12 protein-coding genes and 1 tRNA gene are annotated in these 13928 nt (G+C 68.8%); 4 read left to right on the top strand and 9 right to left on the bottom strand.

Features of this window, described 5'->3' with window-relative positions; translation table 11 throughout:
- Positions 1-21 precede the first annotated feature (21 nt).
- The 4 genes from ACWENQ_RS20545 to ACWENQ_RS20560 form a co-directional block, all read right to left on the bottom strand.
- Complete coding sequence (locus tag ACWENQ_RS20545) at positions 22-1155, bottom strand: branched-chain amino acid ABC transporter permease (protein WP_354910490.1); 1134 nt, start codon at positions 1153-1155, stop codon at positions 22-24.
- Between the two features lie 14 nt (positions 1156-1169).
- Positions 1170-2138, bottom strand: a complete 969-nt coding sequence (locus ACWENQ_RS20550; RefSeq protein ID WP_354910487.1) for a branched-chain amino acid ABC transporter permease — start codon at positions 2136-2138, stop codon at positions 1170-1172.
- Between the two features lie 140 nt (positions 2139-2278).
- Positions 2279-3436, bottom strand: a complete 1158-nt coding sequence (locus ACWENQ_RS20555; protein WP_449920887.1) for a branched-chain amino acid ABC transporter substrate-binding protein — start codon at positions 3434-3436, stop codon at positions 2279-2281.
- A gap of 361 nt (positions 3437-3797) precedes the next feature.
- Positions 3798-4364: an ANTAR domain-containing response regulator gene (locus ACWENQ_RS20560; protein ID WP_452415717.1), complete on the bottom strand. Its 567-nt coding sequence runs from the start codon at positions 4362-4364 to the stop codon at positions 3798-3800.
- A gap of 126 nt (positions 4365-4490) precedes the next feature.
- On the opposite strand from ACWENQ_RS20560, the gene ACWENQ_RS20565 reads away from it, so the two are divergent.
- Together ACWENQ_RS20565 and ACWENQ_RS20570 are read left to right on the top strand one after the other, a co-directional pair.
- Positions 4491-4566: transfer RNA gene (locus tag ACWENQ_RS20565), tRNA-Leu, on the top strand.
- Between the two features lie 79 nt (positions 4567-4645).
- Positions 4646-5413, top strand: coding sequence for a helix-turn-helix domain-containing protein (locus ACWENQ_RS20570; protein WP_452415657.1), 768 nt, complete (start codon positions 4646-4648; stop codon positions 5411-5413).
- 76 nt (positions 5414-5489) lie between these two features.
- Here the strand turns inward: ACWENQ_RS20570 and ACWENQ_RS20575 are convergent, their stop codons facing one another.
- Positions 5490-6197, bottom strand: a complete 708-nt coding sequence (locus ACWENQ_RS20575) for a siderophore-interacting protein (protein WP_452415659.1) — start codon at positions 6195-6197, stop codon at positions 5490-5492.
- Between the two features lie 159 nt (positions 6198-6356).
- Between ACWENQ_RS20575 and ACWENQ_RS20580 the strand changes: the two genes are divergently transcribed.
- A complete protein-coding gene (locus ACWENQ_RS20580) occupies positions 6357-6776 on the top strand; it encodes a pyridoxamine 5'-phosphate oxidase family protein (RefSeq protein WP_354910478.1) in 420 nt (139 codons plus the stop codon).
- Positions 6777-6797: 21 nt separating this feature from the next.
- Positions 6798-7763: a 2,3,4,5-tetrahydropyridine-2,6-dicarboxylate N-succinyltransferase gene (gene dapD / locus ACWENQ_RS20585; RefSeq protein WP_452415660.1), complete on the top strand. Its 966-nt coding sequence runs from the start codon at positions 6798-6800 to the stop codon at positions 7761-7763.
- Between the two features lie 49 nt (positions 7764-7812).
- On the opposite strand, the gene ACWENQ_RS20590 is transcribed toward dapD, so the two are convergent.
- The 4 genes from ACWENQ_RS20590 to ACWENQ_RS20605 form a co-directional block, all read right to left on the bottom strand.
- Positions 7813-8151, bottom strand: coding sequence for a hypothetical protein (locus ACWENQ_RS20590; protein ID WP_452415662.1), 339 nt, complete (start codon positions 8149-8151; stop codon positions 7813-7815).
- Positions 8152-8326: 175 nt separating this feature from the next.
- Entirely contained in the window at positions 8327-9757 is a 1431-nt protein-coding gene (pyk, locus tag ACWENQ_RS20595) for a pyruvate kinase (protein ID WP_354910472.1), read from the bottom strand.
- Between the two features lie 35 nt (positions 9758-9792).
- The gene (locus ACWENQ_RS20600) at positions 9793-10230 is read right to left on the bottom strand and encodes a DUF2784 domain-containing protein (protein WP_452415663.1); all 438 of its coding nucleotides are present in this window, start codon (positions 10228-10230) and stop codon (positions 9793-9795) included.
- 1005 nt (positions 10231-11235) lie between these two features.
- Positions 11236-13008: a S8 family peptidase gene (locus ACWENQ_RS20605; RefSeq protein ID WP_452415665.1), complete on the bottom strand. Its 1773-nt coding sequence runs from the start codon at positions 13006-13008 to the stop codon at positions 11236-11238.
- Positions 13009-13928: the final 920 nt, after the last annotated feature.

Consider the following 13928-nt stretch of genomic DNA (forward strand, 5'->3'; position numbering starts at 1 on the left):
GCAGGGCCTTCTTCTCCTGGTTCACTTGCTGGCCCCCTCAACGACCTCGGGCTTGGCCTCGGGCCCCGCGACCTCTGCACCGAGACTGCCCATGCCGCCCGAACCTTCCTTCAGCTCGGCCTTGCGTTGTCTGGAGGGCAGCAGACCCTCCGGCCTGAAGATCATCAGAGCGACCAGCACCGCACCGAAGATCAGCATGCGGTATTCCTGCAGGCCACGGAAGCGCTCGGGCAGCCACGCGACGATGAACGCGCCCAGCATGACACCCGGAAGGTTGCCCGCGCCACCCATGACCACCGCGGCCAGGATCGTCGCCGACAGCAGGAACAGGAAGTCGTTCGGGTTCAGCGAGATGACCTTGGCCGCCCAGACCACGCCCATCGCGCCACCGATCGAGGCGCCGATGGCGAAGGCGAGCATCTTGAACCTGAAGGTCGGCACGCCCATGACCTCGGCGGCGTCCTCGTCCTCCCGGATGGCCGCCCAGGCCCGGCCGACACGGCTCTTCTCCCAGCGCTTCACCAGGATGATCACGACGACCGCGAGCGCGACCAGCATGTAGTAGTACGGCCGCGGGTCCAGCACGCCGTACTTGAAGATCTGGATGCCGAACAGCTCCACACCCTCGATGCTCGGCGGGTGCGGGATGCCGCGGATACCGTTCGGGCCGCCGATCGCGTCGGTGTTGCGGGCCGTGATGCGGATGATCTCACCGAAGCCCAGCGTGACGATCGCCAGGTAGTCACCGCGCAGCCGCAGCGTCGGTGCTCCCAGCACGACGCCGGACAGGGCGCAGATGAGGATGCCGACGACCAGGATCTCCCAGAAGTTCCAGCCCAGCCTGGTGCCCAGCAGGCCCATCGCGTAGCCGCCCACCGCGTAGAAGGCGACGTACCCGAGGTCGAGCAGACCGGCCTGGCCGACCACCACGTTGAGGCCGATCGCCAGCACCACGAAGGTGCCGATCGGGAAGAACAGCACGCTCGCCCAGTCGGAGTACGGCGACATGATCGGCGCCAGCGAGTCCGACGGGAGGAGCAGCGCGGCGACGATGAGCAGGATGTAGACCGCCCAGCGCTGCCACCAGGGAGCCACGGCCCACGCGTGGTGCAGGCGGTCGGTGAAACCGCCCCACGCGGAACGGATGTTTGACATTGCGTTCTTCTGGTTCATGCGCGCGCCTGCTGGAGTGATTCACCGAGAAGACCGGTGGGCCGGAACATCAGGACCAAGACGAGGACCGTGAACGAGATCACGTGCTTCCAGTCGGAGCCGAAGATGATGGCGCCGTAGTTCTCCACCAACCCCAGCGCGATTCCGCCGACCAAGGCGCCACGAAGGTTTCCGATGCCGCCGAGAACGGCCGCGGTGAAGGCTTTGATGCCGAAGAGAAAACCGATGTAGTAGTTGGTGTTCTCGTACGCGAGCAGATACAGCGCGCCGGCCACACCGGCCATCGCGCCGCCGATCAAGAACGTCATCTGGACGATCTTGTTGATGTCGACGCCCATGAGCACCGCGGCCTCGGGATTCTGCGCGGTCGCGCGAATACCACGGCCGATCTTGGTCCGGTTGACCAACCGCTCCAGCAGGATCATCATCAGCAGCGCGGACACGACCACGAACACCTGGTGAGCCATCACCTTGTGACCGAAGATCGAGAACAGCTCCGTGCGCTCCATGATGCGCGGCAGGCCCATCTGAATGCGGCCGCGCTCAGGCCTGTCGAAGACGGTAGGGATGATCAGGAGCGCGAACAGCTCCTGAAGGAAGATGGAGGCGCCGATGGCCGAGATGAGCGCGGCCAGGCGGGAGGCGCCACGCTTGCGCAGCGGGCGGTAGGCGATCCGCTCGAGCGCCGCGGCGGTGCCCGCCGAGGCGAGCGCACCGGCCGCGATCATGGCCACGACGAGGCCGACCAACGCGACACCGGTCAGGGGCGAGTTGATGCCGAGCGCGAACGGCACGTACATCGCGCCGAAAGTGCCGATCATGAACACTTCGGAGTGCGCGAAGTTGATCAGCCGCAGCACGCCGTACACCATCGTGTATCCGAGCGCGATCAGCGCGTAAATGGATCCGAAGGCAAGGCCGTCAATGGTTTGCGGCCAGAACTGAGCAAAGAAGTCATTGAACACTTGACGATAACCACTTCTAGGCGAGGGTTCTCCAGCACTGCCGGTAGCGAATGCGCGAAAGGAGCGGGACCGCTCGCGGCGATCCCGCTCCCCGCGTTCATCAGCTACCCGATCTCACCTGAGAGACAGGCGGGAGACCGTTACCCGAGCTTGGCCTCGGAAGCCTTGCCGAGCAGGCTGATGTTGCCACCCTTGACCTGGTACATGTAAATGTCCTTGGCCACGACCTCACCATTGGACTCGAACTTCACCTGCTTGGAAACGCCGGGGAAGTCGACCGTCTGGATGAAGGTGTTGATGTCCTCGGGCGTCACCTTGCCGGCCTTGACGGCCTCGATGAAGACCGAGGCGGCGTCGAAGCCCTCGGTGGCGTAGATGGCGGGGTCGGCGCTGTAGGCGGCCTTGTAGTCGGCCGCGAACTTCTTGACCTTCTCGTCGGTCACGTCAGGCGTGGCGATGTAGCAGGGGCAGCCCACGAGCGCACCCTCGGCGTTGGCCGCGCCGGCGCCCTCGATGAGACCCTTGTCCAGCGAACCGTCGCCGCTGAAGAACTTGGCGTCCTTCACACCCTTGTCACGCAGCTGCTTGAGCAGCGGACCGGCCGCCGCGTAGTAGCCGCCGAAGAAGATGGCGTCGGGCTTGCCCGCGGCCACCTTGTTGACCACCGAGGAGAAGTCGCTCTCCGCCGGGTCGAGCGAGTCGTCGGTGACGGTCACGCCCTTGGACTTCAGCTGCGCGCGGACAGCGTCGGCCAGCGGCTTGCCGTACTCGGACTTGTCGTCGATCACGAAGACGTTCTTGGCCGCGGCGGCGCCGGCGATGAAGTCGGCGATGCCGGGACCCTGCACGCTGTCGTTCGGCAGCACGCGGTGCCAGTACTTCCAGCCGTTCTGTGCCAGCGCGGCGTTGGTCGCCGAAGCCGAGACACTCGGAATCTTGGCCTCTTCAAGCACCGGAGCCACCTGGGCGGACTCACCGGAGAACGCGGGGCCGACCAGAGCCACGATCTTGTCGGTCTTGATGGCCTGCTGAGCGAGGCCGACCGCCTTGGTGGCGTCAGCCTGGCTGTCGTACTCCACCATCTCGATCTTGACCTTGGGGTTGGTCGCGTTGTACTGGTCGATGGCCAGCTTCGCGCCGTTCCTGGGCGGGATCACGATGCCCGCGTTGGAGCCAGTCAGGTCGCCCATGAAGCCAATCTTGACAGTGGTGGGCGCCGCTTCACCGCCACCAGTGGGCGCTCCCGCGGGAGCGTCGGAGCCGCCGCCGCACGCAGCGAGACCGAGCGTGAGAGCCATACCAACGGCAAGCGCGCCGCCGAAGCGAGCAATCTTTGGCCGCAAGGCTGCCTTCCTTTCGCCTGATCCTTTGTCAGGACCGGAATCACAGAGTCATACCCATGCTGGGCTGACCCAGGGGGGTTGTGACGGTTAGTACAGCCAGGAGATGTCACGGGTTGGTACAGCGAACAGCCTCGTTACCGCTTCGTTATTACACCGATCCTTTACGGCTACCGCAGCGAATTGAAAGGTCAAACAACCTCAAAGGAACGTTCCACAGTATGAAACGACCAGTAGACACTTCCGCACATCAGAGGGCATGCTGATGTGAAATCGGCCGGCGGATGACGCTGTGGCGGTCGGGAATCCGGCCGATTCCTCACCCCTGCTTGGCGGCGTCGTCCACGACGATCTGCGCCACCTCGCGCATGCTCAGCCGGCGGTCCATCGAGGCCTTCTGGATCCACCTGAACGCCTGGGGCTCGCTCCAGCCGTGCTGGGCCATCAGCAGACCCTTGGCTCGCTCGACGAGCTTGCGGGTCTCCAGCCGGCCCGACAGCGACGACACCTCGGCCGCCAGCGCCACCATCTCCTCATGCCTGCTGACAGCCATCTCGATCGCCGGCACGAGGTCGGCCTTGGTGAACGGCTTGACCAGGTAGGCCATGGCGCCCGCGTCACGCGCCCGCTCCACCAGGTCACGCTGGGAGAAGGCGGTGAGGATGAGGCAGGGCGCGACCCTGTCGGCCACGATCCGCTCGGCGGCGGAGATGCCGTCGAGGATGGGCATCTTCACATCGAGGATCACCAGGTCGGGACGGAGCTCGGTGGCCAGCTTGATCGCGTGCTCGCCGTCACCGGCCTCGCCCACGACGACGTAGCCGTCCTCCTGGAGCATCTCCTTGAGGTCGAGGCGGATCAGCGCCTCGTCTTCCGCGATCACCACTCGCCGCTGCGTACTCACGAGCAGAAGCCTACCGACGTCCGCTAGATTAGATCCACGCTGGCGTCCGGGGCTGATCCACCGCTGTGGGTAGACTCTGGACAGCAGAACCGGACAAGTCCGAAAAATGCCCCGATATCCCAATGGCAGAGGAAATGGTCTCAAACACCATCGAGTGTGGGTTCGAATCCCACTCGGGGCACCATCACCGCCGACCCTCCGATCCCGCCCCTCCGTAGAGCCACCATCCCGAAACTGTCGGTGACGGTTGCCATGCTGGCGGCATGCACCCTCGCGACACCGTGGACCGCGCACTCTCCCTGTCCGCCCAGGGCGTGAGCGACAGGGAGGTGGCCGCGCGATGCGGCGTCTCCGTCGGCGCCGTCAGGAAGTGGCGCACGGGCGAGCGGCGGGCCCGCGACGAGGCCGACCGATGGCGGCGCCGCGACTGCCCGCGATGTCACGACCGCCCGATGGACGTCACGGCCTACGCCCAGTTGCTCGGTCTCTATCTGGGCGACGGCCACCTCGCCCTGGGGCGCAAAGGGGTCTACCGGCTGTCGATCTCCTGTGCCGACGACTGGCCCGGCCTGATCGAGGAGACGGCCTCGGTCATGTCACGTGTCATGCCGACCTCGGCGGTCCACCGTCGCTCACGCAGAGGCTGCACGGAGGTGACGAGCCAGTCCACCCACTGGGCGTGTCTGTTCCCCCAGCACGGGCCCGGCCCCAAGCACCTGCGTGCCATCGTGCTGGTCCCCTGGCAGAAGGAGATCGTCGAGGCGCATCCAGGCCGGTTCGTGCGGGGGCTGATGCACGCCGACGGCTGCCGCGGCGTCAACCGGGTCAGGCGCGTGCTTCCCAGCGGGGTTCGGTGGTACGAATATCCGCGCTACCACTTCAAGAACGAGTCGGCCGACATCCTCCGGCTCTGCGGGGAAGCGCTCGACCTGCTGCGGGTGGCATGGCGCTACAGCAACCGCAACGACATCTCGGTGGCCAGGCGCGAGGCCGTCGCTCGGCTGGATCTTCATGTCGGCCCCAAGTACTGAGCCCTGCGCCGGCGGCGCCCGGGCCGACCGGCAGCCCGGACGCGGTCCCTGGTCGGGGCTCGCCCGCGGCCCCCGGTCAGTCGAGACCCTTCCTGCCCGGGGTCCAGAACGGCTTGGTGATGACGTCCCGCCGCGGCCAGCCCCGCTCGCCGACCAGGTGCGCGCGGACGGCCTGGATGGTGCGCGCCTCGCCCGCCAGGTAGGCAACGCCGGGCGCGTCGGGCAGGTCCAGCGCCGCCACCGCCTTCACCAGCGTCTCGGAGCCGACCGCGGGGACGCCGCTCCTGCACACCCTGACCAGGTCGCGCGGCAGGTCGAGATGGTCGCCGCCCTCCTCGGCCTCCACCGCGCCGAAGACCGCCGCGTCCGCCGGTACGGCACGCAGCATCGCCCCGAACGCCACGGCGGCCGTCTCCTCCCCCGCGAACAGGTGGTACGGCGCGCCCTGCCGTACGGTGAGCTTGCCTTCGGGTTTGGTGAAGGCGACCTCCTGGCCGGGGCGGGCGGTCCTGACCCAGGTGGCGCCGGGCGTGTCGGCGCCGTGGTCGTAGCCGATCAGGTCGATGCACTCCCATGTGGGGTCGTGCTGCCAGACGGAGTACGTGCGCAGCGTCAGCGGGGAGTCGACGAGGACGCGGACGTGTTGTCCCGGTGTCCAGGCCAGGCCGGCGGCGGCCTGCCCGGCGATCCTGAGCCTGCGCATCCTGGGGGCGACCTGTTCGGCCGCCACGATCTCACCGGTGACGAACAGCCGGGAACGCAGCGCGCGGGTGATGGTGTTCACGGCACCCCTCTCCGATATATCTGTACTATTCAGCGACTATATCGCGACATATCGCGCTGGGCGCGGGGTTCTGCGCCCCGAGATGTCGGCGGCGGCTCGGTTGGGATCGCGCTGGGCGGGGATGTTCTCCATCGACGTGATCACTGGAGGGGGGCAGGGATGACGCTGACCGTGTCGGACCGTGAGGCGTTCCTGGCAGAACCGCACATCGGGGCGCTGGCCGTACATGAGGAGGAAGGGCGCGGGCCGCTGGCCGTGCCGGTCTGGTACCACTACACGCCCGGCGGCGAGGTGGCGTTCCTGACCGACGGCGACTCCCGCAAAGCCGCGCTGATCACCAAGGCGGGGCGGTTCACCATGCTCGCCCAGCGGATGATCCCCACCTACCGCTACGTCTCGGTCGAGGGCCCCGTCATCTCCGCCAACCCGACGACCGTGGAGGAGATGGCCAAGATCGCCGCGCGCTACCTGCACGAGGACGCCGTCGAGGGCTACGTCGCCCAGTCGAACCTCTCGGCGCTCGTGACCTTCCACATGCGTCCCGAGCGCTGGCTGTCAGCTGACCTGGGCACCATCTGACGCTCCGGTATTTTGTGCCATGTGACTGCTATCGATCCCACCAGCACCGGCGCGTACGGCGTCGGGCTTGCCACGATTGCCGCCGACGGCACGGTTCTCGACACCTGGTTCCCCGCCCCCGCGTTGGGTGAGCCGCCCTCCGTGGGCACGCGGCGCCTGTCCGCCGAGGAGGCCGGCGACCTCGCCGCGCTGACCGGCAGGGACGACGCCCGTGGGGTCGAGGTGGTCGCCGTCCGCACCGGCATCGCCAAGCTGTCGGAGGCACCCGCCGACGCCTACGACGCCTACCTGCGCCTGCACCTGCTGTCGGCCCGACTGGTCCGCCCGCACGGGCTGAACCTGGACGGCGTGTTCGGCAAGCTGGCCAATGTCGTGTGGACCAACCACGGCCCGTGCGCCGTCGACGGCTTCGAGCAGACCAGGGTACGGCTGCGCGCCAAGGGCACGGTGACCGTCTACGGCGTGGACAAGTTCCCGCGGATGGTCGACTACGTGGTGCCGTCCGGGGTGCGCGTGGCCGACGCCGACCGGGTACGGCTCGGCGCCCACCTGGCCAGCGGCACCACGGTCATGCACGAGGGCTTCGTGAACTTCAACGCCGGAACGCTCGGCGCGTCGATGGTCGAAGGGCGGATCTCGGCCGGCGTCGTGGTCGGCGACGGCTCCGACGTCGGCGGCGGCGCCTCGATCATGGGCACCCTGTCCGGCGGCGGCAAGGAAGTCATCTCGATCGGCGAGCGCTGCCTGCTCGGCGCGAACGCGGGCATCGGGATCTCGCTCGGCGACGACTGCGTGGTGGAGGCCGGGCTGTACGTCACGGCCGGCACCAAGGTGGCCCTCCCCGACGGGCGCGTGGTGAAGGGCAAGGAGCTGTCCGGCTCGAGCGGGTTGCTGCTGCGCAGGAACTCGCAGACGGGAGCGGTGGAGGCGGTTCCGCGCACCGGAACGGGCATCGAGCTGAACGCGGCCCTGCACGCCAACGACTGACCCCGGACCCTTCTGTGTCGCCGACCGGAGTCATGGCCGGTCGGCGACGTCAGTCGAACAACTCGTCCACGGTGGTGACGTCGAACGCCCGGTCGATCCACGCGTCCGCGAGACCGGGATCGTGGCAGGCGAGGATCCGCTCCCGCGCCTGCTCCGAGACGACGAGCTTCCGCCTGGCGAGGATCTTCAGGATGGCTTCGGCCTTCCCCTCGGCCTTCCCTTCGGCCTGATACTTCCGAGCGAAGTCGCTCTTGTACTCGTAGGTTCCCACAGCCATCAATTCCTCCAGATGCTTGCGGGCGGCCTCCGGCAGCGCCGAGACCAGGTCGTTCAAGGGTGAGACCCATGGCGGATTATCGATTTTGCCTTCGAGGAAGGCGTGAGGCACCGCGGGAGCGCGACAGCACACTCCTGAGGAGCGCGCCTGCGCGGCGGCTCCCCGGAGGATGCGCATCCGGGGAGACACAGCCGAGGGCGCCGGGCGGGTGACCGTACCGCTCGCCTGGGGTCCGCCCATCCCGTCTGTATCGGGACGGCACGGGCGCCGGGTGAAGGGCGTGCTGTCAGTGGGCGTGGGAGACGGCGGAGCCGATCGTGTGGACGCGCAGCGCGTTCGTCGAGCCGGGCGTGCCGGGAGGCGAACCCGCGACGATGACGACCTTGTCGCCCTTCTCCAGCCGGCCGGTTGACAGCAGGGACGCCTCCACCTGCCTGACCATGTCGTCGGTGTGGTGCACGAACGGCACCTGGAACGTCTCCACCCCCCACGTCAGCGACAGCTGTCCGCGCACGTGGGGCGCGGAGGTGAAGGCCAGCAGCGGGATCGGCGAACGGTAGCGGGCCAGGCGGCGCGCGGTCTCGCCGGACATCGTGAACGCGACCAGCGCCTTCGCCCCGACGATCGCGCCGACCTCGGCCGCGGCGCGGGCGATGGCGCCGCCGGTGGTCTCGGGGAGACGGTCGAGGCTGTGGGTGGCGCGCAGCGACGACTTCTCCGCGGCGCAGGCGATGCGGTCCATGGTGGCGACGGACTCGACGGGGAAGCTCCCGACCGAGGTCTCGCCGGACAGCATGACCGCGTCGGCGCCGTCCATGACGGCGTAGGCGACGTCGGAGGCCTCGGCGCGGGTGGGACGCGGGGCGTTCATCATCGAGTCGAGCATCTGGGTGGCCACGATGACCGGGCGGGCCTTCTCGCGGCACAGCTCGATGATGCGCTTCTGGACGATCGGCACCTCTTCGAGAGGCAGCTCGACGCCGAGGTCGCCGCGGGCGACCATGATGCCGTCGAACGCCTCGACGATCTCGGGCAGCCGCTCGACGGCCTGCGGCTTCTCGATCTTGGCGAGCAGCGGGAGCCGTACGGCCTCCTGCTCCATGATGTTGCGGACCACGTCGGCGTCGGAGGGGCGGCGCACGAACGACAGGGCGATCATGTCGAACCCGGTGCGCAGCGCCCAGCGCAGGTCGGCCTCGTCCTTGTCGGTGAGGGCGGGGGCGCTGACGTTGACGCCCGGCAGGTTGAGCCCCTTGTTGTCGGAGATCATGCCGCCGATGACGACGCGGGTGGTGACGCGCGGGCCGTCGACGCGGGTGACCTCCAGGACCACACGCCCGTCGTCGACGAGGATCGTGTCGCCGGGCCGCACGTCGTTCGGCAGGCCCTTGTAGGTCGTGGAGACCTGCTCGCGGTCGCCGGGGACCTCCTCGGTGGTGACGGTGAACACGTCACCGAAGCCCAGACGCACCGGGCCTTCCTCGAACTTGCCCACCCGGATCTTGGGGCCCTGCAGGTCGGCGAGCACGCCTACACCGCGGCCGAGGTCGGCCGCCACCTCCCGCACGCGGTCGAAGACCTCCTTGTGCAGCTCGTGGGAGCCGTGGCTGAGGTTGAAGCGGGCGACGTCCATGCCGGCGCCGATCAGCTCGCGGAGCCGGTCGGGCGTGGAGGTGGCAGGACCGAGGGTACAGACGATTTTCGCGCGACGAGTCACGTGTCCTACCTTAATTGGTACAGACCACTTGGCAGTCACGCGCGGGAGAAATCCCGGTGACGACGTCTCCACAGGTACCCGACCCAGGAGATAACTACAAGGACGGCCACGCCGAGCCGTACGAGATTGGTGTATTTCTCCGGATAGATGACGCCCTCGATGTAGTGGTCGATGAACCCGGACGGCGGCAGCCCCGCCATCCCGGCCCGGCGCCGCCCCCAGTCCTCGGCGACGGTCAGCGGGCACTCGACGCCGGTGATGATCGACAGCACTCCCCAGCCGGCGACCGCCAGGTGCGCCCAGATGGAGCGCGGCCACCGCCACGCGAGGAAGCCGCCCACCGCCAGGTAGGCGAGGAACAGGAAGTGCGTGGTCATCGCGGCGTCCGCGAGCAGCCGGTACAGCGTGCCGTCCAGTACGGTCCTGTCCAGCAGCGTCCCGTCCGGTAGCGTCCCATCCAGTACGGCAAGCACGAGATAGCTCCTCCGTGGTCACCGGCTGACGTCTGCCCGGTCGACGCCACTCGGGCGCGACGGCGGGCCGCCGTCACATCACCCGCCGATCGCCTGGCCGTGCGCCGAACGAACCACGGATCCGCCGACCGCCTGGCCCGTGTGCCGACCGACCCGCGATCCGCCACGCCGGTGAGTCCACCGGTGTCGCGGTCCACGGGGCTGACCGCTCGCGAGCCGTCGAGTCGGGGCCCGCGAGCCGGAGACCCCCAACCGAGGTCCGCCGGGGCGCGTGACCACGGGGCAGCCGGACCACGGACCGAATGAATCCGCAGCCCACCGGTCCAGGTGCCGCCGACCCCACGGACTTGCCAGGCCGCCGGACCACGGACCGCCGAACCCACGGACCCCGGACCACGTAACCCGCGAACCACCTAACCCACGATCCACGGACCGCCGGACGGAGGGCCGCCGGTCCACCGAGCCGCTGATCCACCGGACCGTGCGACCACCGGGACCGCGCCCAAAAGACCGCCGAGCCGCCAAACGATCGGACGCCGCACCATCCAGCCGCCAGCCCACCAGCCGTCAGGCCTCAGGCCTCAGGCCTCAGGCCGCCGGACTACCGGACTACCGGACTCTCCATCGGACCGGCAAACCGCCGAACCGAAGGGGCCCGGATCTGCCGAGCCGACAGATCGCCAAGCCGCCAAGCCGCCGAGATCGCCGGGCTGTCGGGTCGCCGAGCCGCCGAGATCGCCGGATCGCCGAGGTCACCGGTCCGCCGGATCACGGGACCGCGACCCAGGAGACCGCGACCGTGAAGACGTCAGGTCGGAAACCGAACCCTTACCTCATGTTCTACCTCGCCGGCCCGCCTCGCGCCCCGTCTGTGCCAGATCAGATCCGCGCCCGTTTCAAGACGCGATCGTCTTCCCCAGCGCGAGCGTCTTCCAACGCGCGAGCGTCATCCAAGGCGCGAGGTTCATCCAGGGCAGCGAGCTTCATCCAGGGCGCGAGCGTCTTTCAGGGCGCGATCGTCGCCGCCTTGTAGGCGTTGACGACGCCCCTGCCGTAGAACCCGTTCTTCGCCGTGTCACCCTCGCAGACGTGGGTCTCTGTCTGCCCGAAGTACTTGTACTGGAAGGCGCGCGGCGACGGGCACGGCTTCGGTGTCGCGCTCGAGTACATCAGTCGCTCGACCGAGGCCGCGTCCATGGTCACCCCGCCGGGGCCCGGCCGGCCGAAGCGGCTGATGAGGATCGCGGCGACGCCGGTGGCGTGTGGCGCGGCCATCGAGGTGCCGTCCAGGTACTGGTAGTAGGCGCACCTGCCGTCGTGGCAGTCACGGACGACCTCCGCGGTCTTGGGCATGCCCGCCGCGTCGATCTTGTTCGTCGCGCGCATCGCGGCGGTAGGTGCCGCGGCCAGGATGGACCTGGTGGGCGAGATGCCGCCGCCGTCGAGCGAGTCGCCGCCGGGCGCGGACAGGTCGGTCTGTTCGATGCCGTAGTCGGAGTAGACCGCCTTGCGTCCCGACGGGCCGAGCGCGGCGATGGAGATGACGCCGTTCGACTCGACCGGCACGTTCAGGCAGGTGTTGTCAATCGTGCGGGACCGCTGGGAGTCCTTGGGGTAGTTGGGGCTCTTGTCGTCCGTGCGCGGGTGGCCCAGATCGGTGGAGCCGTTGCCGAGAGCGGCGATCACCGTGACGCCCTTGCTGCGGGCGTAGTCGATGGCGCGCTGCATACCGGTGATGATGGCGCGCTGCTCCGTCCGCTCGCGCTGGCTGTCGGCCTTGTTGTTCGGACAGTTGAACATCCACGGGTCGAGGTAGTAGCTCATGTTCACCACGTCGACGCCGGCGTCGGCGGCGTAGGTGAGCGCGTCGAGGCTGGGCTTGAGGAAGAACATGCCGGAGTCCTGGCCCGCCCGCAGGTTGAGCAGCTGCACGTTGGGGGCGACGCCCGCGATGCCCTTGCCGTTGATCGGGGAGCCGATGGTGCTGGCGACGTGGGTGCCGTGCCCGTCGTCGTCGACGTCGACGGGGTCCTTGCAGCTCTTGACCTCGCAGGGTCCGTCGAGGGGCTGGCCCTTGGGGTCCTTGGGCCGGTCGGTGACGAAGTTGCGGCTGAGCTCGCGGTTGAAGTTGGGGGCGATGTCGGGGTGTTTGCCGTCGATGCCGGTGTCTATGACGCCGACGAGCACCTTCTTGTCGCCGGGCGCGATCGCGTTGGCACGGTCGGCACCGATCATCTTCATGTCCCACTGGCGGGAGGCCAGCGGTTCGGCGGCCCGGGTGCCGTGCGCTCTCATGTCCGGCATGACAGAGGCGCGGGCCGACAGGGGCCGGGCGGGGAGGGCGGAGGCGTCGGCGCGTCCGGCTGCCACCCCGGCCTGTCCCGGGTGGAGGGCGGCCCACTGGTCCCGGGCGGAGACGTCGGCGCGCCCCGCTTCGGGGTGGAGGGCGGCCCATCGGTCCTGGGCGGCGGCCGAGGCGAAGCCGATCGGGCGGTCGCTGGAGACTCCCACGATCGCCGCGTCACGGGCGAGCGTGTCGACGAACGCGCCTTCGGTTCCCTTCACCACCACGTATCCGAGCTTGGGCTCGACCGACACGGCACGGCCGCCGTGGGCGGCGATCGCGGCGACGGCCTGGGCCTGCCTGCCCGCGGCGTAGAAGACGAGGTAGTCGGCGTCAGCGGAGGAGACCGGCCGCGCGAGCGTGGCGGCGGTGGTACATGCGGTCACCGACATCGCCATCGCCGCCGCGAGAAGTCCCAAGGTGATACGCCGCATAGAAACCCCCGTTTTCGGTCGCCGCATACGAGGGGAGCATCTTGTCGAGACCATTCCCCGTCTGCAACTTATTCACCCCTTTGTGTGCTTTATCGCGATCTTTGCCGCATGTTGGTCACGTACGCCAGCGCGCCACGCCGCCAAGGCGTACAGAACCTGCCGGCGCCGTGGAAGGGCCACGCCGGTGAACGGCGCCGCCCTGACGACGCGACCTGCCGGACCAGGCACCGTGGACGGCGTGACAGGCACTGAACGGCACCGTCTGGACGACGCGGCCTGCCGCCAGCCACGGATGGGGTGACAGGCCACTGAACGGCACCAGGTCAGGCGTCATGGACGGGATCGCACACCACTGCACGGTACCGCCGGGGAGATACGCCACGACCTGCGGTGGCACTCGACGCGCACAGATGGAGCCCCGCCACGGCCCGCGCCGGCCAGCCACGCCGCCGGGATGCACATCACCTGCTGGAGCATGCGACGGACCGGCGCACACCGGCGGCCGCCATGGTGGGCACGGCCAAACCACGCCGCCGGGGATGTGCGCGAGCGGGCGCCAGGAGCGTTCCGGTGGTTCTGCGGCACCAGGCGTCATAACAGGCACACACCGGCGAACGGCCCCGCCAGGGGCGCACAGAACCCGCCAGAGCAGACGCCATGGGACGGGCCGCACGCCGGTCAACGCCACCAGGGCCGCACAACCCCGCGCCGGAGCAGAAGCACCGGGCTCGTCGGAGCAGGTCAGGCGGGTTGCGACCCCCGAAGAAAGCGGGCTGCCGATCACTGCCGTGGTGTGCGCCGGACGAACCCGCCGGGGCCGCGCCGGCCACCGCGATGGCGAGGGCGGCGGCGCAGCGTCGTACGGAAGGCGACGAGAACGCCCGCCCGGGAAGCCCGGGCGGGCGTTCGTCGTTCACCTC

The sequence above is a fragment of the Nonomuraea sp. NPDC004354 genome, from assembly GCF_053602555.1.